The 18966-nt window shown below is 57.0% G+C and carries 13 protein-coding genes and 8 pseudogenes; 14 read left to right on the top strand and 7 right to left on the bottom strand.

Annotated features, from left to right (window positions below; genetic code table 11):
* Positions 1–205 precede the first annotated feature (205 nt).
* Positions 206–1363, top strand: coding sequence for a KamA family radical SAM protein (locus BRAGE_RS53480; protein WP_084335163.1), 1158 nt, complete (start codon positions 206–208; stop codon positions 1361–1363).
* A 909-nt stretch (positions 1364–2272) separates the two neighbouring features.
* Positions 2273–3343, top strand: a pseudogene (locus BRAGE_RS50110) (IS110 family transposase).
* Positions 3344–3557: 214 nt separating this feature from the next.
* Here the strand turns inward: BRAGE_RS50110 and BRAGE_RS50105 are convergent.
* Positions 3558–4505, bottom strand: a pseudogene (locus BRAGE_RS50105) (IS481 family transposase); the annotation flags it as partial.
* Between the two features lie 1026 nt (positions 4506–5531).
* Here BRAGE_RS50105 and BRAGE_RS53475 point away from each other — a divergent pair.
* Positions 5532–6521 carry an IclR family transcriptional regulator gene (locus BRAGE_RS53475; protein ID WP_159073993.1) on the top strand — a complete coding sequence of 330 codons (990 nt, stop codon included), beginning with the start codon at positions 5532–5534 and terminating at the stop codon, positions 6519–6521.
* 457 nt (positions 6522–6978) lie between these two features.
* Here the strand turns inward: BRAGE_RS53475 and BRAGE_RS0130325 are convergent, their stop codons facing one another.
* Positions 6979–7740, bottom strand: a complete 762-nt coding sequence (locus BRAGE_RS0130325; RefSeq protein ID WP_159073992.1) for a CmcI family methyltransferase — start codon at positions 7738–7740, stop codon at positions 6979–6981.
* Between the two features lie 176 nt (positions 7741–7916).
* On the opposite strand from BRAGE_RS0130325, the pseudogene BRAGE_RS53470 reads away from it, so the two are divergent.
* The 7 genes and pseudogenes from BRAGE_RS53470 to BRAGE_RS50090 form a co-directional block, all read left to right on the top strand.
* Positions 7917–8048, top strand: a pseudogene (locus BRAGE_RS53470) (transposase domain-containing protein); the annotation flags it as partial.
* Between the two features lie 167 nt (positions 8049–8215).
* Positions 8216–8272 (top strand): annotated as a pseudogene (locus BRAGE_RS57125) (hypothetical protein); the annotation flags it as partial.
* Positions 8273–8317: 45 nt separating this feature from the next.
* Positions 8318–8518 carry a hypothetical protein gene (locus BRAGE_RS57120; protein WP_231164238.1) on the top strand — a complete coding sequence of 67 codons (201 nt, stop codon included), beginning with the start codon at positions 8318–8320 and terminating at the stop codon, positions 8516–8518.
* Positions 8518–9186: a hypothetical protein gene (locus BRAGE_RS57115; RefSeq protein WP_231164239.1), complete on the top strand. Its 669-nt coding sequence runs from the start codon at positions 8518–8520 to the stop codon at positions 9184–9186. Before BRAGE_RS57120 ends, BRAGE_RS57115 begins: the two co-directional genes overlap by 1 nt.
* Before the next feature lie 1159 nt (positions 9187–10345).
* Positions 10346–11194, top strand: a complete 849-nt coding sequence (locus tag BRAGE_RS0130310; RefSeq protein WP_027564860.1) for an aminotransferase class IV — start codon at positions 10346–10348, stop codon at positions 11192–11194.
* A 328-nt stretch (positions 11195–11522) separates the two neighbouring features.
* Positions 11523–11762, top strand: a complete 240-nt coding sequence (locus tag BRAGE_RS50095) for a transposase (RefSeq protein ID WP_084335098.1) — start codon at positions 11523–11525, stop codon at positions 11760–11762.
* Positions 11763–11891: 129 nt separating this feature from the next.
* Positions 11892–12203 carry an IS3 family transposase gene (locus BRAGE_RS50090; protein WP_028146427.1) on the top strand — a complete coding sequence of 104 codons (312 nt, stop codon included), beginning with the start codon at positions 11892–11894 and terminating at the stop codon, positions 12201–12203.
* Positions 12204–12506: 303 nt separating this feature from the next.
* On the opposite strand, the gene BRAGE_RS0130295 is transcribed toward BRAGE_RS50090, so the two are convergent.
* The 3 genes from BRAGE_RS0130295 to BRAGE_RS58045 form a co-directional block, all read right to left on the bottom strand.
* Entirely contained in the window at positions 12507–13325 is an 819-nt protein-coding gene (locus BRAGE_RS0130295; RefSeq protein ID WP_027564858.1) for an ABC transporter permease, read from the bottom strand.
* Positions 13326–13547: 222 nt separating this feature from the next.
* Positions 13548–14348 (bottom strand): ABC transporter ATP-binding protein, encoded by an 801-nt coding sequence (locus BRAGE_RS0130290; RefSeq protein ID WP_051378165.1) that lies wholly within the window; start codon positions 14346–14348, stop codon positions 13548–13550.
* Between the two features lie 589 nt (positions 14349–14937).
* Positions 14938–15321 carry a transposase gene (locus tag BRAGE_RS58045; protein ID WP_430644515.1) on the bottom strand — a complete coding sequence of 128 codons (384 nt, stop codon included), beginning with the start codon at positions 15319–15321 and terminating at the stop codon, positions 14938–14940.
* A 451-nt stretch (positions 15322–15772) separates the two neighbouring features.
* Here BRAGE_RS58045 and BRAGE_RS58040 point away from each other — a divergent pair.
* Positions 15773–15878 (top strand): annotated as a pseudogene (locus BRAGE_RS58040) (transposase); the annotation flags it as partial.
* A 68-nt stretch (positions 15879–15946) separates the two neighbouring features.
* Positions 15947–16093, top strand: a pseudogene (locus tag BRAGE_RS58035) (IS110 family transposase); the annotation flags it as partial.
* A 250-nt stretch (positions 16094–16343) separates the two neighbouring features.
* Here BRAGE_RS58035 and tnpB read toward each other — a convergent pair.
* Positions 16344–16643 carry an IS66 family insertion sequence element accessory protein TnpB gene (gene tnpB / locus BRAGE_RS50085; RefSeq protein ID WP_231164240.1) on the bottom strand — a complete coding sequence of 100 codons (300 nt, stop codon included), beginning with the start codon at positions 16641–16643 and terminating at the stop codon, positions 16344–16346.
* 25 nt (positions 16644–16668) lie between these two features.
* A pseudogene (gene tnpA, locus BRAGE_RS58030) lies at positions 16669–16998 on the bottom strand (IS66-like element accessory protein TnpA); the annotation flags it as partial.
* Between the two features lie 428 nt (positions 16999–17426).
* On the opposite strand from tnpA, the gene BRAGE_RS0130275 reads away from it, so the two are divergent.
* Together BRAGE_RS0130275 and BRAGE_RS53445 are read left to right on the top strand one after the other, a co-directional pair.
* Positions 17427–18254 carry an SDR family NAD(P)-dependent oxidoreductase gene (locus BRAGE_RS0130275; RefSeq protein ID WP_027564855.1) on the top strand — a complete coding sequence of 276 codons (828 nt, stop codon included), beginning with the start codon at positions 17427–17429 and terminating at the stop codon, positions 18252–18254.
* Positions 18255–18472: 218 nt separating this feature from the next.
* Positions 18473–18913 (top strand): annotated as a pseudogene (locus tag BRAGE_RS53445) (transposase); the annotation flags it as partial.
* Positions 18914–18966 lie beyond the last annotated feature (53 nt).

Genomic DNA, 18966 nt, shown 5'->3' with positions numbered 1-18966 from the left:
TCGAACGCGTTCCTTGAGTAGATAGGCGCGCATATTCGCACAAATCTCCAGCCCCGCTCAATAGAGTGAACTGGCATGGATCTTGAGTCTGGCTGAGCGTTGAACGTATGTAGATTCGCTGCACTCGTAGCGGGACAAGTGCGCTCGTTCTTGCATGAGCCAGGGGTCAAGCACCCAACTATTGTATTCTATCCGGAGATCTCGGATGCCAACTGCTAAAGAGCCGCAAAACACTTGGGACGATTGGGCCTGGCAGTTAGCAAACAGTGTCACGACGCTCGAGCTCCTAAGACAACGCTTAGTCCTATCAGCCGAAGAGGAAGATGCTTTCGGAAAAGTAGGTAAGCGATATGTATTCAGAGTGACACCATATTACCTGTCCCTGATGGACAGGAATAATCCGAACGATCCGATTCGTCTTCAGGCGATTCCCAACATCGCTGAGCTTGTGAATTTTTACAATATCGAGCAACTCCCGTCCTTCCACCGTTCAGACGTAGAGTCCGAGAATCCGTTGTGGAAGGAGGGGAAGACCGATGTCAGCTGCATCGTTCATAGGTATCCCGATCGTGTGCTGTTCCATCTGACAAATTTGTGTCCGACCTACTGCAGGCACTGTTCGCGTAAGGTTCACGCTAGTCGCGACTCTATCGTTAGTGACCGATCGCTGATTGACCGTGGAATCGCATACATTCGGGAGCGGCCAGATATTCGAGATGTATTGCTGAGCGGTGGTGATCCACTTACGTGTAGTGATAAAAAGATTGAGTACGTATTGTCGCGGGTCAGGGCGATACCGCATGTAGAGATTATTCGGATCGGCACCCGCGCTCCTGTTACGCTCCCGCAGCGGATTACGCCTGATCTGTGCCGGATTCTTAAGAAGTATCATCCGATTTGGGTCAATACTCATTTCAATCACCCCAATGAGGTCACACCTGCGGCCGAGCGCGCGATCGAACGGCTACTCGATGTGGGGGTACCCGTCGGAAATCAGTCCGTGCTACTGAAAGGAATAAATAACTCGGTTGATGTCATGAAACGACTGGTTCACTCGCTCGTTAAGGCGCGGGTACGTCCGTACTATTTGTATCATGCGGACTTAGTGCGGGGGGCTGAGCACTTTCGAACGTCGATAGCAGAGGGAATAAATATTATTGAAAATCTGCGCGGGCATACGACTGGGTTTGCGGTGCCGCAATATGTCATCTGTACGCCTCTTGGTAAGACGCCGCTCAATCCCAGCTATCTGATTGGCTCGGGACCTGGCTATGCCGTGCTGCGCAACTATGAGTGGAGAACGTGGAGGGATCCGGACGTTGAAGCGTCCCCATTAGCACGACCAACAGGCCTTGCCGATTGACCTCGTCATAACCAGTCCTCTGGACGAAAAGATGAGTTGCGAGACTGATCGACCATTTGCGCAGTTGATAAGGGATTTAAGAGCAGCGGGTTCTGAAGACTATATGCGTACGAATAACCCGCCTTGCATCGGCGACACTTGCGACTGTGTGGCCCGGCGTGGTTTGGCGCCGACCTTCACATCGTCGCAATGGTACGTTTCGATCGCGACATCGGCATACTGTTCAGCGGCATCTTTGAGCAGACTATTTGATCAGACGGCACGAGACGGGGAGATCGGAGGAGATCTTGTTCGATTCAAGTTGTACTCTGACTGCGAACGTGGGCGTGTTTCACAGCTGGAATTGCAGCTGGATCGAAAGTGTCACGAGCCGTAGGAATATGGAATGTTTCGGAAGGCTGACGGAACGGATGTCTGGCTGCAGAGTTCGGCAAGGTTGCCATACCTATCGGTAGCCGGCCGTATCGAAACCTCTGAGGACTGTTCAGTAATCCGTTCGAGGCTGCTTCAGGTCTATGAGCCCGTCCACGGCATAGCGACGGACGATGCGTTCCTAATTCAGGACGAGAATGGCTGCTCTCTGGTTTTCTGCGTCCGGCCCGACATGACGTGCGCCTTGTTACTGATAGGAGAATTTCGCGAACGTGACACTAGAGAGAAGTCGACTGGCGTTTTGGAGGACTTAATTCGTATGATCGACAGGAATGTAAGCCGAATTGCGCGTCACAGTCGGGCAGCCATCCATGTTCAGGTGGTCAAGCCTGAGCTTGCAATAGGTACTGGCTGAGCTAAATGCCGTAATGGGCCCTGCTCCGAGCAAGGGGTAATGATGGTGAATATCCCCCGATAGATGATGAAACGGGATCACGACCTGAGTCGGCCCCAAGCTTCTGGAGGCGTAGGACAGCGGTGGAGAACTATACCGGAATTGACGTGTCATTGGAACTGTCGAGCGTATGCGTTGTGGGTGCCCAACGTAAAATCCTGAAGGAAGCGAAGGTCACGAGCGAACCCGACGCCTTGGTTGAATTTTTCGAGACGCTTGGCTTTGCAGTGAGGCGGACGGCTGGAGGCTGGGCCGCTGTCGCGATGGCTGCATGCGGGGCCGAAAAGAGCAGGGTTCGAGACGGTTCTGCTCGAAACGCGGCATGTGAAGGCCGCATTGTCTGCGATGACGGTGAAGACTGATCGCAAGGATGCGCGCGGAATCGCCCAGTTGATCCGGATGGGATTGTTCCGGCCGGTACACGCAAAGTCGGTCGATGCGCAGGAGATCCGGGCCCTCCTGATCGCACGCAAACAGCTTCTCGGGCGGCTGATCGACGTGGAGTTCAGTATCCGCGGCATTTTGCGTGGCTTGGGCTGAAGGGTGGCCCGGTGACGCGGAAGAATTTCGAAGCGGATTTGAGAGTTAAGTTGCGGGTCAAGCGACACTGGAGCGCATTGCTACAGCGATGCTTTCGGCACGATCGGCCTTGAAGGCCGAGTACGGAAGGACACACAGGGCTATGCTGGCAATCGCGCGTGACGATGCGGTTTGTCGGCGCCTCATGACAGTGCCGGGCGTTGGTCCCCTGGTGCTGTTACCTAAAAATCGGCGATTCATGATCGTCATCGCATCGTAAAATCGAAGGCTGCAGGCGCGCTGTTCGGGCTCACGCCAAAGAAATACCAATCAGGAGAAAAGGACGTCACGGGCGGAACCGCGCTGGCCGGAGACGAGATAGTGCGCACGGTGTTGTATGAGGCTGCCAACGTTCTGTTATCGCGCATCACGCGGTTCTCAAAACTCAAGCGCTGGGGGATGGACGTCGCCAAGCAGCGAGGTTCGAAGCGCGCAAAAGTCGCTCTGGCACGTAAGCTGGCAGTGATCCTGCATCGGATCTGGTCGACGGCACAACTTACCGATGGACCGAAGCGGGGCCGATCGAGGCATGGAAGACGTGGAGGAGATCAAGAACGCAACCGGGCTTGAACTGAAGCTCAGTGCCCGAGTCCCGTCGCCGGGATTTTCGTTCCGGTGAAGCCAGTGGCCGTCATCTGACGAACCACGCGTATCTCGCTCACCGCTCCCTCTCACAGCATGATGTGGCGGCCAGGTGTTGACCACGGACAGAAGCATGAGTTCGGCGGCGTGACGTTTACTCGGGAGGCTTGACATCAACGGCCCGTTACAGAAGGTGTTTAGTCGCGTCAATTGCTGGAGCGGGTTGAGTTTGAATCGTTCGGGTTGGGAAGTCCAGCATTTGCAAATGTATTCGTAGGGTGTGAGGCCCTTCAGGGTCTTCAGCCGCCGAGCATAGTTGTAGGCGTTGATGAAGTCGGCAAGGTGAGCTTCGAGCTGATCGAGTCGATCGTAGTAATAGCGTTGGACGGTCGCTTCCTTGATCGTGCGGTTCATGCGTTCGACCTGGCCATTGGTCCAGGGATGCTTGATCTTAGTCGGCCGATGTTCGATCCCGTTCTCCCGGCAGCGCATGTCGAACATATGCGTCGCGTATCTTGCTGTCGGGCCGTCCGCATAGCGCGGTGGGAAGGTGAACTGGATCCCATTGTCGGTGAGAACCGTGTGGATCTTGTAGGGGACGGCCGCAATAAGAGCTTCGAGGAAGGCCGCGGCCGAGGTCCTTCCCGTCTTCCTGGCCAGTTGCGCGAACGTGAACTTACTGGTGCGATCGATTGCGACGTAGAGGTAGAGCTTGCCTTCGGCGGTCTGGAACTCGGCGATGTCGATGTGGAAGTAGCCGATCGGATAAGCCTTGAACTTCTTCTTCGAGGGCTTGCCACTGCCGACTTCCGGCAATCGGCTGATGCCGTGACGCTGGAGGCAGCGATGCAGGGATGACCGCGTCAGATGCGGGATGGTCGGCTGCAGCGCATAGAGACAATCGTCGAGTGGCAGCAGCGTATGCTGCCGGAAAGCAACGATGATCGCCTCCTCCTCGATGGAAAGGACAGTCGACTTGGCTTCCGCGGGGCCAGTCGAACGATCGGTGACGGTCTCGCGCTGCTTCCACTTCGCGACAGTCTTCTGGTTGATCCCGTAGCGCTTGGCGAGACCTCTCAGGCTCTCTTGACTATTTTGTATTGCTCGACGGTCTGCCTCCGTCGTGGTGGCGCAGCCGTGTAAAATCTGTCCCATAGCGCTTCCTTCGAATTATGGGACAAGGATGCACCATCAAAGTCTGGGACTAAATACCTAGTCCATCGCTCCTGGAGTGGATCAACATCATCATCTGAGGGACAGCGACCTAACCTGGGTCGGCTCGCGAAGGCCAGCCCACTACGGCGTCTAGAGCGATAATTTTGCTGTATCAAACGGACTGCCGCGTCTGTGGCCACCTAGGCAAATCACGGAGAGGGGTCGATCAACGGATGTTAGCGCTGCTAAGTGTCTGACAACGACTAAAATCGTGTCGATTAAACGACATTCGCTGGCAGCGTCTATGCTGCAGTGTCTATTATCATCTTCAATGACTTACGCTTTGGCACGGCCATTGCTACTGGCATGCAGCAACGTTGATCAAGCAGAAGCCGAGTCGGCTCGAAACGCGGAATCATCTCGACCACAAGTGAGCAATGCACTGCTATTCACCGAAAGATAACCAATGTCTTCCGAACTCCTCTATCTGTCGAAGGCCGATATTGACCAATTGCAAAGTTCTTCTCACGAAACTCGTAACGCAGTTCTTGTCGTATTTTGCGAGAAAGCAGCTGATCGCAACATTGGACTTGTCAAATTCGTAACACCGGCACCGGCTCCTAGTTGATGTCGATGAGCGCAGCATCTGAGGCCAAGGCTATAGGGATTTTAGAAATGGTGGAGATGGTTCCGCCCGCGGGAGTCGAACCAGATCTAGAGTTAACCTGCCCCTGAGTATTTCCTCCAGGTCGAGTTAGAGTCCGGCCTGAGCTGTAGCGAGACCGAACTTTGGACCACCCAGAACTAGAGTTTTGCGCTCTTATATGCCGCCTCTCTCAACGCAACGAACGCTCGGCTGCGCAACCCGACCAGCTGCGCCGATCGCCCGTCGCTTACCCCACGTATGGCGTACAACACTACGAGACTCTAACCGAAATTCAGGGGCACTTCATCTACTACGGTATGATGAGGCTCATAGCTGATGAAGCCCGGCGAGCGCACATCTGGATCTTGGGAAAGTTGGAAATGAGCTCTCAGACAATCAGCCAAGATCCGTCAGGCCCGCTTGAACGTTACATTCAAATCTTAGAAGCACTCGCAGCTATTCCCGGCTCTCTGACTTTAGCGGAAATTGCTGACTTGGTTGATTTGCCCATATCAACCGTCCATCGACTGCTTGGCGGCTTAGCTCGTTCCGGACTTGCCGCTGGCGGACGAAGTCACCCTTACGAGCTTGGAGAGCGTTTGATCAGGCTGCTTCACGCGGCGACTGATGACGGCTGGGCACGCTCACTATCGCAAACACATCTTCAAGCGTTGGCGAAACGGACTGGGGAAACTTGCTATCTTGCACGGCTCGTGGGCGCGCGCGTTTTCATAGCCGCAGCCCTGTCCCCAGAAGAGCGATGGAAAGACCTCCCAGACGCTAGATGGCGCAGTTATGCGCAGCCTCGGGTTGAGATGCCAATCAACGCCGCCGCGTCGGCAAAGGCCATTATGGCTTTTCAGGATAAGGTGGTGCTCGAGAAAGCACTTTCGGAAGAAATGCCGGTGCTGACCGCCAACGCTCGCAATTCCGTGGCTTGGATTGAGCAGCATTTTGCTCAGATTAGACGCCAAGGCTACGCAACTTGCATCGGCGAGATCGATGAAGGGGTTGGAGCAATTGCCGTGCCAGTACGACTAACAAACGGCACAATTCTTTATTCGGTTGCCCTAACTGGCCCGTTGCACCGCATTATGAACAATCAGTTCTCCGACCGCATAAGCGCTCTGCGGAGCGCTGCCGACGCACTCGCAGTTCCTCTCTCCATCGGATTGAAATGCAGAGAGAAACTGGATGAAGAACCGTTCCGCACTGAGCGGAAGACGAAGGCATCAAAAAACTCAACGGATGGGGAGAAGAAAACACTCGCTCATCAAGCAACCTCCAAGAACACACCACCGAAGAAATCCAAGATCAAAGTTAGCGGCGAACCGAGCGTACGCAGCAGGCGCGCCACAAGGACGCGATAGGCTATGGTTGAATGGCTGTCCCTCCACGTTAATCAGCTTATCGCGCAGAAATCATCTGAAGCCTACAACACATGTCCTGGGTCTTAAAACTCAATCACTCACCCCGACGAGATACTCATTTCCTTGTCGAGCGATCACGAGGCACGCACGATCGATGTACCACATCAATCCTACTTCAATATTTGTTCCCCATGCTCTCCTTCTCGAGGGGAACGCGCGGCGGATTGATCGTTTTCTTAAGCGCGGCGGTCCCCTTGAATTTTCTTCCAGGCCCAGAATTCGACCGCCGCGCGCTGCACTTCGGGCCAGACTCTAACTCTTTCTCGAGGAAATACTCAGTGGCAGGTCAATACGCCTGCGGTTGCAATTTCCTGTCACGCGGGCCAAAACCGGAGGGACGCGGCGCATGGCTCTAAGCTGAATTGCTCCGGTAGATTTTTGAGGCAGCAAAGCTAACCTATAACTTGCGGAGCCATGCATTTGGTGCACAAGTAAGATTGCTCCCAAACGCATCGGTGTAATACGTATCAATTAGAAACCCATTTTTCTCCACCAACAGTAAGCCATCGATAGTCTCCTTATCTGCTTTCATAGGGTCGTCTTCGATCACATAGTAATCTCCTGACACAAGAAAGCGGCTCAGGTAAGAAAATATCGAGAATACTTGTACGTGCGCATCGTCTACTACAAGCCAAGGATGAGGTAGCCTCATCAGCAGATTTTCATCAAAACTGCTGAGGTCCGAAAGGTCGATCTGATGAAAGGTAAGGAAGGGGTGATTTGCACTTGGATGGATGCATTTGGTATGGAGATCAAACGAGTGAACTTCGCCTGAATGTTCACAAAGTACGGACATTTGGTCAGCAAACCACAATGCGCTGCCCCCTTGAAGCGAACCGAGCTCGAGAATTGCTCTCGGCTGAAGTTCCCAGATAAGCCTTGTATACAGAGCCAAATCAAAAGGGGTCTTGATATTTATCAACCCCTTGTACGTCATCGCTAAAGCCCCCATTTTTGTCTTATAGCTGGGAAAAAGCTTGGTGTGATGATACCCCTTCCATCCACGTACCGACGGTTTTGCAAAACGGTCGGAATAATCAGCATCAACAGTACTGCTTATTGTGATTGCCCAATCAAGCATTCCGCCTGGGCCCGTTTGATCCGGGTAGTTATTGTGGGCGGCCTCTGAAAAAGCCCTGTATCCGGAAGCGAGTTTCATAGGTCGATTTCCTCTGGCTGCGCATGTCATCGGTTCTTAGCAGCGACCTAGTCGGCCCCTACCTAATACGAATTTAGACCACGGGTTAGCCGGCTTTGGGCAGCTACCAAATCAGATAGCGGCAAGCGCGCTTGTCAAACGCCATCCGGGACTGCGCCCTCATATTGCCTCAGACAACATTGCTGCAGACGGCGAAAATGAACAACGTCGATCCGTTCGCCTGGCTCATCCTAACACTTCAGCGTGTCGCTAACGGCTGGCCGAGCAGCGAAATCGACGCGCTTATGCCATGGAACCACGCCGCCTGACGGCCTCAGCTTGCCGCTTACTGTGATTCTGTTTGTGGCGCCGATTCGCAGAGGCGTTACAGATGAGCGGGAGACACGGGAGCCGATGCTGCAGGCTGGCATGACGACGAAGTCGTTTCGCCGGACAAGCGATTGGCGCGCCGATTTGGTTGCCTGCTTGATCGGATATCGGCGGCACCTGGCCGACCGGTCCGGCCGCGTGCGGCGACTGGGCGGCGACAAAGGCGGCCTATCGCTTCTTCGATAAATCCGCGCGTTACCGAGCATGGATGCTGGCCGGCCATTTTGCCGCGACCGCCATGCGCTGCGCGGCGAGCGGAGGACCAGTCCTCATTCTTGCAGGATACCACCGAGTTCATCAGTTCATCTACAGCCGTGCGCAGCTGGGTAAGATCGGCTTCACCAAGACCATCAACGCCGGACGCTACAAGGGTCAGCCCAGCGTGGTGACTTTGTGTGCGGAGTGCTGATGCATTCGAGCCTGGCCGTAACCCTCGGCGGAACGCCGCTCGGGCTGACGGCAGCGAAGTTCTGGACACGCACGAAGTTCAAGGGGACCTGGACGTTCAAGCGGCATGTGAACCCTGCGCGGGTACCGATCGAGACGAAGGAAAGCTATCGCTGGCTGGAGAACCTGCGCCAGTCGATGGCGCTCGTGGGCACGCCGGAACGCTGCGTGCATGTGGCCGACGGCGAGAGCGACATCTACGAGCTCTTTTGCCTGGCGCACGATCTCGGCACGCGCTTTCTGGTGTGCGTGCAGACCAACCGATTGGCCGGCGCGCCCGCCGACGCAGAGCCACGGGATGGAGCTCATCGGATCTTCGCCCAGCTCTCGGCCACGCCTTGGGCGGGACGCCATTGCGCGATCGGACAGGATGAGACGGCGTGCGTGCATGTGAAGTTCGCCGCAATCCAAACCTTGCCGCCTATAGGCAAGCAGAAGCGATACAGCCCTCAGCTTCTCACCTACATTCACGCCCTTGAGATCGTTCGACTGGAAGCTGGTGACCAATCTGCCGGTCGGAGATTTCACCATGGCCATCGAGAAGCTCGAATGGTACGCCTTGCGCTGGAAAGCAGAGGTGTTTCACAAGGTAATGAAGTCTGGCTGTCGCGCCGAAGAAACTTGGGTTGAGACCGCCGAGCGGCTGACCAAGTTCCTCGCCCTCATCGCGATGGTCAGCTGGCGCATCTTCTTCCTCACCATGTCCGCACAAGCGGACGCTGCAGGAGACAGTCCTCACCTCAGCCGAAATCCCGACGCTGGATGCCATCGACGCGGCGCGGTCCAAGCCGCGCATCTTGCGCAAGACCCTCGCCACCTACTTTCTCGAGATTTCCATGCTGGGCGGCTACCTCGCGCGCAACCATGATCCGCCGCCAGGAAACATGGTGGTGTGGCGAGGCCTAACACGCCTCAACGACATCGCGTTCGGCCTTTCAATCAGAACTCGTCGACGATGTGGGTAATTCAAAGCTCCACCAGAGAGATACCAATCAATTCGCTTAGACGCGGTGGCATCCGCCTCATGGTCAAGGCCCGATCTGATGCTTGAATCAGTTCACCGGCTTCTGTGTGGGAAGACATAGAGATTCTGCGGGTTCAATTTGGATCTGATCCGGTTGCCGCCAGCTTGTATCGAGCTTTCCCCGCCGGACTTCAAATGCCAGGAACTCGAGGCGACGCTCCAACAATGGTGGTTCGGAGGGCAGTCGCTCCCCGAAACCATAGCCTCTCCTCTCTGGAGCGATCAATTTTCGTTCTGCTGGCAGCCCACTAAGACTGGTAGTTTCTCAGTCGCCCCCGCACGTTGTACCGGAAAGATGTGTTGCAGCAGATGATGTCGCTCGTCGCTACAGGGCGAGGGCGTAGCAATGGCTGATCTCGTTCATCTTTTGCGTGTATCGCGCTTCCTCCAATCGTATGACGCCGAGGCCTTGGAAAAGGGATTGCGGCTCGCGATACAGTACAATCGATGACTACATCGCTATTGAACCCGCGACTCTCACTTTGGGATGGAACTTGGATGATTGGCCCCCCATTCCTCACCAGGAAGAAGTTCGTGAATGAGATAAGTATCGCTGACCGTTAGTGGACTAGCGGAATGCGGTGTTGGCCGCTCCGCCGCGGTCCGACAGAACCCAGCTTGATTGAGCTGCGCAGCGACTGCGCAGAGGCAACGTCTTGCTCTCCCGGAAGAGATAGCCGCTATACATCGTTCGGGCGGCCAAGTGTTTTCGCCTTCGTAGGCACCGGATTGGGACGAGCGAACGAGAGCAACATGGAGGTGAGAGTGAAAGAGATCGTGTGCCTCAATGGCCAATTCATTCCCGCGGCAGAGGCTAAAATATCGATCTTTGACCGCGGCCTCACCTTCGGAGACAGCATCTATGACTGCTGCCCCGTCGTTGCCGGCCGTTTAATCAATTGGCCTCTCAACCGGGCACGCATACAGCGTTCGCTGAAGGAGATAAGCCTTTACGTGCCAGATCGCTTCTGGATTGAACTCGACGAGCGCGCCTTTGAATTGATCAAGCGCAATGATCTAGGTGAAGGGTACGTCTACTTTCAGGTGACACGCGGCGTCAGCGAGCGCGCCTTCACTTACGGCGACAACATGACGCCCACCGTCATTTTGACCGTCACTAGGACCAGAATCGTTGAACGAGGCGACGCGTATCGAGGAATAGCCGTGTGCTCGGTCGAAGATCTCAGATGGAGGCGGTGCGATATTAAGACCACGCAACTGATCTATCCGGTAATGGCCAAGATGGAGGCGAAGTCGAAGCAATGCCAGGAAGCCTGGCTCGTCTCCGCAGGATTGGTGACGGAGGGAGCCTCGACAAACGCATACATAGTCCAGCGCAATGGCACCATCGTTACGCAGCCGATATCTTGCAATATTCTAGCTGGCTGCACTCGACATGCGCTGCTTTCACTCTGCAAATCCCGGGGCGTCAATGTGGACGAGAGAGCGTTTAGCCTGGACGAGGCGGTCGGCGCTCGCGAGGCATTCATAACGAGCGCAATCCATTTTGTAACGCCGGTGATTGTCATCGATGGAAAAAAAGTTGGAGATGGAAAAATAGGTGCGCTCACGGAGGAGCTGCATGAAGCATTCCTGCAATCACTAGGTTGCTGAAAGGAGAATTCAATTCGGATGCGACGCGAGGGACCGCTTGTTCATAGCACCGAGAACTCAAAGGAGAGTCCATGATCCGCCTATTCGCTGCTATAATCACCACGGAAAGCAACTTCTTTTCTCCTTCCCGACCAGCCTCCACTTCTTTAAGGGTGCCGTATTCTTGCGACCAGGCGAGTATCGGCGAGACACCGCTCATGTGTACGGAGCCGCTGGGGGTCGCACGGCGCCGCGCTGCAGCGGATCGCCATAGGCGGTGCGGTAAACTCTGAACCTCCTCCGAATGAGTGGACACCTGTAGTAGGCTCGGAGAGCCCGTAAGTGTCGAATGCAAGGACGTCAACGTCGGTCGTTCACGGACGACTACAAGCGCCAAGCGGTTGAGCTGGCTGTCTCTAGCGGCCGATCGATCGGGTCGGTCGCCAAGGAGCTCGGTCTGCGCGATTCGGTGTTGCGGCGCTGGGTGGAGAAAACTCTGGCAGGAGCCGGCATCGGCGGCGTGGCGCCCGCCACGCAAGCGACGCCGATGTCGGCGGACCAGGCTTCGGAGATCGCCCGGCTACGCTAGGAGAACGAGCGGCTGCGCATGGAGCGCGACATTTTAAAAAGTCGATCGCGATCTTTGCCGGAACCCCCACATGAGCTTCCGCTTCATCGAGGATCACCGCAAGTCTTATAGTCTTATCCGGTGCGGCTGATGTGCACCGTGCTCGAGGTCTCGCCAGCCGGCTATAACGCTTGGCGCGAGCGCCCGGTGAGCACCCGTGCAACTTCCAATTCCGCGCTGCTGGCTGAGATCTGGGAGGTCCATCGCGAGAGCGGCGAGCGCTACGGCAGTCCCTGGATCCACGCCGTCCTGCGGAGGCAGGGACGTGGCGTCAGCCGAGGCCGGATCGAACGGCTGATGCGGCGGCATGGCATTCGGGCGATCATGGCGCCGCCACGTCGGGTCCGCACCAACCGTCAGGCGCTGGGCCGTAAAAATCGATCATCGCGCCAGGCAAGCTGATGAAAACTATCGAAGCTTTCATATGTGGGCCCGCGCTACGCGAGGCAAGCATTTCAGGAGCATTTTCATGCCGGTCGAGGTTAAATGTACGGGCGGTTAGCGTTACCGAAGCCATAGGCGCTGCCGCTTCCAGATCATAGAGGAGGCGCGGTCAACTGGGTCGCGATTATTGCGCATGATGCCAGAGCTTTCACACACAGAACGATAGCGCGGGCGGGGCTGACGACCGAACTAGGGCATTGAGCACGGGCCGCGGCTGCCCAGTAGCTCGATCATGTCGCCGTTTGAGGTGCCTCCGCCTATTCATTCACCACTCGGCAGCAGCGAGCCGTTTTTCTTGGCGCTGCGTAAAAGGGCAAGGAATGCCCAAAAGGATGCAGCGAGGAGCACCGCATTGAGGGCCAGTGCCTGGACCATCAGGTCGGTGCGGAAGCTGTGCTCGATCAGCAACGCGCGCATACCCTCGAACACATAGGTAGGTGGCAGTGCCCAAGCGACGTGTTGCAGCCAGACCGGCAGCACGCTGACGGGATAGTAGACGCAGGCGAGCGGCATGATCGCGAACATCATGGTCCAGACAATGCTCTCGGCCCCGAGCCCATTTCGCAGCACCAGGCCCGAGACGAAGATGCCGACCGCCCAGCTGGTGAAGATCAGGTTGCAGAAGAAGGCAATCAGCGGCAAGCCGAGCGCATAGACGTTGAAGTGAAACAGCACCAACGCAAGCACCGTCGTTGGAATGATGCCGATCGCGAGCCGGATCAAGCTCATCACTATCAGCGAGAGCAGAAACTCAGTAGGCTTCAAGGGGCTCATGATGAGGTTGCCGAGATTGCGCGCCCACATCTCCTCCAAGAAGGAGATCGAGAAGCCGAGTTGGCCGCGGAACAGGATGTCCCAGAGGATGACGGCGCCGATCAGCGTGCCGCCGGTGCGCGCGAAGAAGCTGGCATTCTGAGCGATGTAGTACTGGATGAAGCCCCAGGTTATAACCTGGAGCGCCGGCCAGTACAACAGCTCGAGCAGCCGCGGCCAGGACGACAACAGCAGATACCAGTAGCGTAGAATCATCGCGCTAATGCGATTTAGGGATATGCCGCAGTGGAGGAAGAGATTGGTCATTGCAGTTTCCTGTAGCCCCAATAAGCGAAGCGACATTCGAGATTTTGCGCGGAGAGTCCATGAGCATCGCTGTGCTCACCAGGGCCACGAATCTATGCAGTCATTGCGAGCAGCGTTTGCGACCACGCCATCCAGAGCGCATTCCAGCGAATATGCAGCATTGCTCCACTTCGAATCGCAATGACAAAAGAATTGCGCTCGCCGCCGGATCGCCGCCTCACCTCACCGCTTCCTTCGCGTTACCCGGCCGCGAGAGACGTCGAGGAATACCTCCTCCAGCGTGTTGCGATTGTAGCGGACCATGATGGCCTCTGGGGTATCGTCGTCCTCGATGCGGCCGCGCTTCATGATGATGACGCGGCCGCATAGCCGCTCGACTTCCAGCATGTTGTGCGAGGCGAGTAGGATGGTGGCGTTGTTGTCCTTCTGATAGCGCTCCAGATGCGCCCGCACCCAATCGGCCGTATCAGGATCGAGCGAGGCGGTTGGCTCGTCGAGCAAGAGCAGCTCCGGCTGGTTGATCAGCGCCTTGGCCAGTGCAACCCGGGTCTTCTGCCCCGCCGAGAGCTTGCCGCTAGCACGATCCATGAAATCGTTGAGATCGAGATCGTCGGCCAGTTTGGCGATGCGCTCGGCAAGGTTCATCACCACATAGAGCTTGCCGAAGATGGTAAGGTTCTGGCGCACCGTCAGCCGCATCGGCATGTGGACATAAGGGCTCTCGAAATTCATCCGCCCCAGCACCGCCGCGCTCTCCTCCGGCATGGCATGGCCGAGCACGCGTACGCGGCCGGAGGTCGGCAGCACCAAACCCAAAATCATCGCAATCGTAGTCGTCTTACCGGCGCCGTTACCCCCCAAGAGCCCGGTGATGCTGCCTCGGGGCAGCGAAAACGAGATATCATCGACCGCACGCGTCTGCTTGTAGACCTTGACGAGCCGGTCCACTTCAATCGCCGCGGAAGTGGGGCGGACTACGAGGTGCGCCCGGTAAACCTGGTTATCGCGAGTAATGTGTACCATTCTTAGTTACCCTAGAGGGAGAATTGAGATGAGCAACATCGCCTGGCTTGGATGTGAGCCAAATGCTGAAATGGCAATGTTTCTTGGACGAGATATGATCGCGTGCCGCGGCTTGCCGGCTAGCTACAGCCGACCACTTCATGGAACATTGGGAGCGCATCGCGAGCTCTCGCGTCGGCAACAATTCACTCTCGACGTTGGACGGCTCTGTTCGCAAAGGAAAGCTCAGTCGCTCCTCTAACAAAGTGTCTTAATCCTGTCGCGTTGATTGCCTGAGGGCTGCTACTAACGGTCGGCGTGGGGATTGCACGCACCCGTCCTGCTTCGTAAGACTTCTGCGTCAGAAGTTTTACCAAGGTTTCGTGTCGACAGATATATGAAACCACTATGAACTATTGGTTCCGTGATCTGAGAGGTCACTAATCGGTTCTCAAGATAATTCATTGGTCTCTCAAGAGTTGGCGGTCGACCCTATCGGCTAATGCCTAGGCGTTGCAAATCGCATTCAGCAAACGCCGTGCCATCTGCAATACCCGGTCTCGATTATTGCGCGCCAGGATGCTGAACACCTAGGAAGAGCAGAGGAATCCTAAGGGGTAGACAACTCTTCGCGCAGCTCAACGTCACGTTCTCGCCATCGAATGGAGCAAGTCGGACACAACATGTCGGGTGAGTCTGGCGCGTCGACGTGGTGTCGTCGAGTTCGTCTACGAGGCTGGATCATGCGGCTACAACGTTCAACGTCAACTCTCGACAATGGGGATGATCTGCAGAGTGTGCGCGCCCTCGTTGACGCGCGCCCTCGTTGACGCCACGCAAGCCGGGCGAAAGGATCAAGAATGACCGGCGCGACGCGTCGCTCATCCGCGGCAGCTCGTTGCCTACTTCGGCCTCGGGAGAAGTCTCCGACCTCGGCGAGTATCGTAGTGGCGACGATCGGACCGACGCCCTTCAATGCTTGCAGAGCCTGCATCTGTTTGGCCCACGGGGAGCTCGCGAGTAGTTCGCGGATTTGCTCCTCTACTCCAGCCTTGCGAGCCTCGTCATGCTCAAGTGCGTTGAGATAGGTCTGGAATGCAATCTGTTGCGCCGGATGGGCGAACGTCCTGTTGCAGAGCCACATCCGGTGTCGGCGACTTCAAGCCTTACCCTCGAAGCGTAAGTCGCAACGGAGCATGAACGCCTGAATGCGAATGCGATCTCGGCGGACATCCTGACCAGCTGCGTGCCGCGCCCGTACCAGGTCGCGTAGTGCCTCATGAAGCGCGTCCGGTACCCAGACATAGGTGAGCTCACCGGCCCGATGCAGACGAGCCAAAATGATGGCCATAACCATCTTTGCAACCGTCTGAGCCACGCGGTCAGCTATAGAGGGTATTCCTAACGGACGCTTCCCTCCATTAGCCTTGGGAATTTTCACCGCCCCAAGCGAGCACAGCAGCGGCGGTACGGTAAGGCCGCGCGGCATCACCAAGGCGGGCAGTTCGATCGCGCGGGCCGTGCTGTGTGAAGCTGCCTGGAGCAATCGTACCACGCCGAAGGTCGGGCAATGGATGAAAGAGCGTTGCCCGCCAGTTTCACAAGATATCGCTGCGCTGGCCTGGAAAGCGCAGCTACGTCTGCACAAGACCTATCGGAAGCTCATCGCGCGCGGAAAACGCTCAGTCGTCGCTACCGCTGCAGTTGCGCGGGAACTGCTCGGCTTTATCTGGTCCATCGGCCAGCGCGTCCCGCTAGGCGCGTAATCGAAGACGTATCCTACGATCCGCATCAGCGAGGACGCCGAGCGCGGTAGAGGGAATCCTCGAGTTCATTTTGGACAGCGGAAACGCCGACGTCCGAGGCCAGAGCGAGGCAGCCCTCCGACGCACCGTCATCATGGGGTAGCCAATCCCCGCATAGGAGTCTGAGCGACCGTCGAGAACACTCGGCGTCCTCACCCATGCGTAGGCATCAAATATCCACGTCCCAAAGCGGGCGATCGGGAAGCTGTGTTCAAAACAGTTGACAAAGGCCATAGGAGATGAACCGGCCTCTCTCGAGCCTTTTGGTAAACGGGCATGCTCCCTGGCCATCGTGCCAGATCGCCTTCACAAGATCGCTGCGGCGACCACGGAAGACGAACAGATGACCATTGAGCGGGTCTTTGTACAGCACCTCCTGCACCTGGAGTGCCAACGACGCAAAGCCTCTGCGCATATCGGTGTAGCCTGTCGCGAGCCACACTCGCGCGCCTGTCGGAACCGGGATCATCGGCGACCAGGGCATCGAAAACTCGACGTGGCGCGTCTCCATCAACCTCACCATCGACCCGGATGCGGTGTCCGCTATCAGGATCAATCTCGATGATGCCCTGGCTCTTCCGTCGACATGCCGACGCCGTCGCCGATCGTGCTTGGGCCACATCCCGCGCCGGCACAGACGGCCCAATCTCGACCGGCACGAACGGCGCCACACTCGTCTTACCGTGCTTGCAAAGCTCTTTACGCCACCGGAACAGCTGGCTCACATGAAGGCCGGCCATGCGAGCCACCTCCGAAACAGTGGCTCCGGGCTCGAGCGATGCTGCAACTAGCCGCTCCTTCTCATCCTGCGACCACCGCCGCCGCCGCTCTACCGATGTGATCACCTCTGCCCGCGATATCGTCATAGCGCTTCTCCTAGGATTACCCCTAGGACCAGCAGCGCTCGCCTCCGTCAATCAAGGCGGCCGCAAGCGGACGCGTACGACAAGACTGTAGCCGAACTCATGAACGCGCTGGCAGAATACAAAGGACGAGGCCGCGTGACGCGAAGCTCGAAGCGCGACAGATCGGCCTACCAGAAACGATGGGTGCGCACGCAACGGAGACATGCAACAACATCACCAGCGGATTGAGAGAGTGAAATCGAGCGAACTGCCGCCCGTCCAAGTGGAGCGACTCGGCAACGGAGGTTAGCCCAATGAGAATGAGCTACGCTCGTTCAACGTTCGGAGCAGCGTGAGGTCGGGGCGACCAGTTGTGCGGCAAGCAGGGTACTATAAGGTATCCCCCATTTGAGCGACCGAGCGGCAGTTGCAATCAAAGAGGGGATCAGATGGGACGGCTTGATAATAAAGTCGCAGTCATCACCGGAGCTACTAGCGGCATCGGTTTACGCACGGCTGAAATCTTCGCGGCCGAGGGCGCGAAAATCGTCGTTGCGGGTCGCCGTGATGCCGAAGGTAAAGCCCTAGCCGAGCGGCTGGGCGCGTGCAGCATCTTCCGCAAGACGGACGTCACAATCGAGGAGCAGGTCAAAGCGCTGATTGCGCTTGCGGTCGATAGATTCGGCCGCATCGATTGCATATTCAATAACGCCGGCAGCCCGGGGCAGACCGGCGGTATCGAGGATCTGGATACCGAGCGGTTCGACTTCACCATGGCTACGCTGGTGCGCAGCGTCATGCTCGGTATGAAACACGTCGCGCCTTACATGAAGAAGCAGGGCTTCGGCAGCATCATCAACAATGGCAGCATCGCTGGGCGTCTGGCTGGCTTCTCATCCTCACTGCCCTACAGCGCTGCCAAAGCCGCGGTGATCCATCTCACTAAATGTGCCGCCATGGAACTCGGTGAGGCCGGCATCCGTGTCAATTCGATCTCGCCCGGCTTGATTCCGACCGGCATCGGCCGCCCGGTCGAGGCTGCCGAGAAGGCAGCTGCGGTGCAGCGAGAGCTCTGGAAGAGCGCGCAGCCGATCCCACGCGCGGGGCTACCCGAAGACGTTGGTCATGCCGTGGTATTCCTCGCCAGCGATGAATCTACTTTCATCAACGGTCATGATTTGGTGGTCGATGGCGCGATTACCGGCGGACGCAACTGGAGCGAGCAACAACAGGCCTATATCGACATAGGCAAGCGGATAGAAGAGACGATGCGCTAATCCATGCTGCGGGTCACTGCCGGGGCGATCCGCGTTGAGAGTCTGGCTTAGTCGTCCGTGAAGAGCGGCTAAGCGACTGAGCTGGGGTCGCATTGTTCTTAGTGGCCTGTTTTGGGATTGCAGGGTTTTGATGCTTTGGGCATTGGAACCCTGCAATTTCGTTTTGAGGATTCCATCGATTCGCCAGTCATGATTCCGTCCTCGCATCGGAGGTGGCGATGCGACCGAAGAAGCCCAAAGCGAGTAGATCGGGCCATCTGTTCATGGCCAGGCTGGACCAGATCATCAACATGAAGCACGAGCTGGTTCAGCTCGCCGGCAGGGTCGATTGGGACCGGATCGACGGCGAGATCGCGCCGCTCTACAGCGAGAACGGTCGGCCGGGGATTGCGACCCGCTTCATGATCGGGCTGCTGCTGCTCAAGCACATTTACGGCCTGTCCGATGAGGGAGTCTGCGAGCGCTGGGTCCACGACCCGTATTTCCAGTACTTCACGGGCGAAGAGTTCTTCCAGCATGCGTTCCCGCACGAGCGCTCGGACCTGAGCCACTGGCGCAAGCGGCTCGGCGACAAGCTGGAGCTTTTGCGGGCCGAGAGCCTGCGGGTGGCGCACCAGGCCGGCGCGTTGCGCAGCCAGGACCTCAAGCGGGTCACGGTCGGTCGAGTAGCCCCGGGGAATTGCACCCCGAGGCTCTCACGAAACCGGACGTG

This window comes from Bradyrhizobium genosp. SA-4 str. CB756, assembly GCF_000473125.1.
Lineage (GTDB): Bacteria > Pseudomonadota > Alphaproteobacteria > Rhizobiales > Xanthobacteraceae > Bradyrhizobium > Bradyrhizobium arachidis.
This window is presented reverse-complemented; position numbering and strand designations above follow the sequence as displayed.

Coding starts and splice junctions, on each gene's coding strand:
- BRAGE_RS53480 (WP_084335163.1), top strand. CDS start 206: ATGCCAACTGCTAAAGAGCCGCAAAACACTTGGGACGATTGGGCCTGG.
- BRAGE_RS53475 (WP_159073993.1), top strand. CDS start 5,532: ATGAGCTCTCAGACAATCAGCCAAGATCCGTCAGGCCCGCTTGAACGT.
- BRAGE_RS0130325 (WP_159073992.1), bottom strand. CDS start 7,740: ATGAAACTCGCTTCCGGATACAGGGCTTTTTCAGAGGCCGCCCACAAT.
- BRAGE_RS57120 (WP_231164238.1), top strand. CDS start 8,318: ATGCTGGCCGGCCATTTTGCCGCGACCGCCATGCGCTGCGCGGCGAGC.
- BRAGE_RS57115 (WP_231164239.1), top strand. CDS start 8,518: ATGCATTCGAGCCTGGCCGTAACCCTCGGCGGAACGCCGCTCGGGCTG.
- BRAGE_RS50095 (WP_084335098.1), top strand. CDS start 11,523: ATGCAAGGACGTCAACGTCGGTCGTTCACGGACGACTACAAGCGCCAA.
- BRAGE_RS50090 (WP_028146427.1), top strand. CDS start 11,892: ATGTGCACCGTGCTCGAGGTCTCGCCAGCCGGCTATAACGCTTGGCGC.
- BRAGE_RS0130295 (WP_027564858.1), bottom strand. CDS start 13,325: ATGACCAATCTCTTCCTCCACTGCGGCATATCCCTAAATCGCATTAGC.
- BRAGE_RS0130290 (WP_051378165.1), bottom strand. CDS start 14,348: ATGGTACACATTACTCGCGATAACCAGGTTTACCGGGCGCACCTCGTA.
- BRAGE_RS58045 (WP_430644515.1), bottom strand. CDS start 15,321: ATGCAGGCTCTGCAAGCATTGAAGGGCGTCGGTCCGATCGTCGCCACT.
- tnpB (WP_231164240.1), bottom strand. CDS start 16,643: ATGGAGACGCGCCACGTCGAGTTTTCGATGCCCTGGTCGCCGATGATC.
- BRAGE_RS0130275 (WP_027564855.1), top strand. CDS start 17,427: ATGGGACGGCTTGATAATAAAGTCGCAGTCATCACCGGAGCTACTAGC.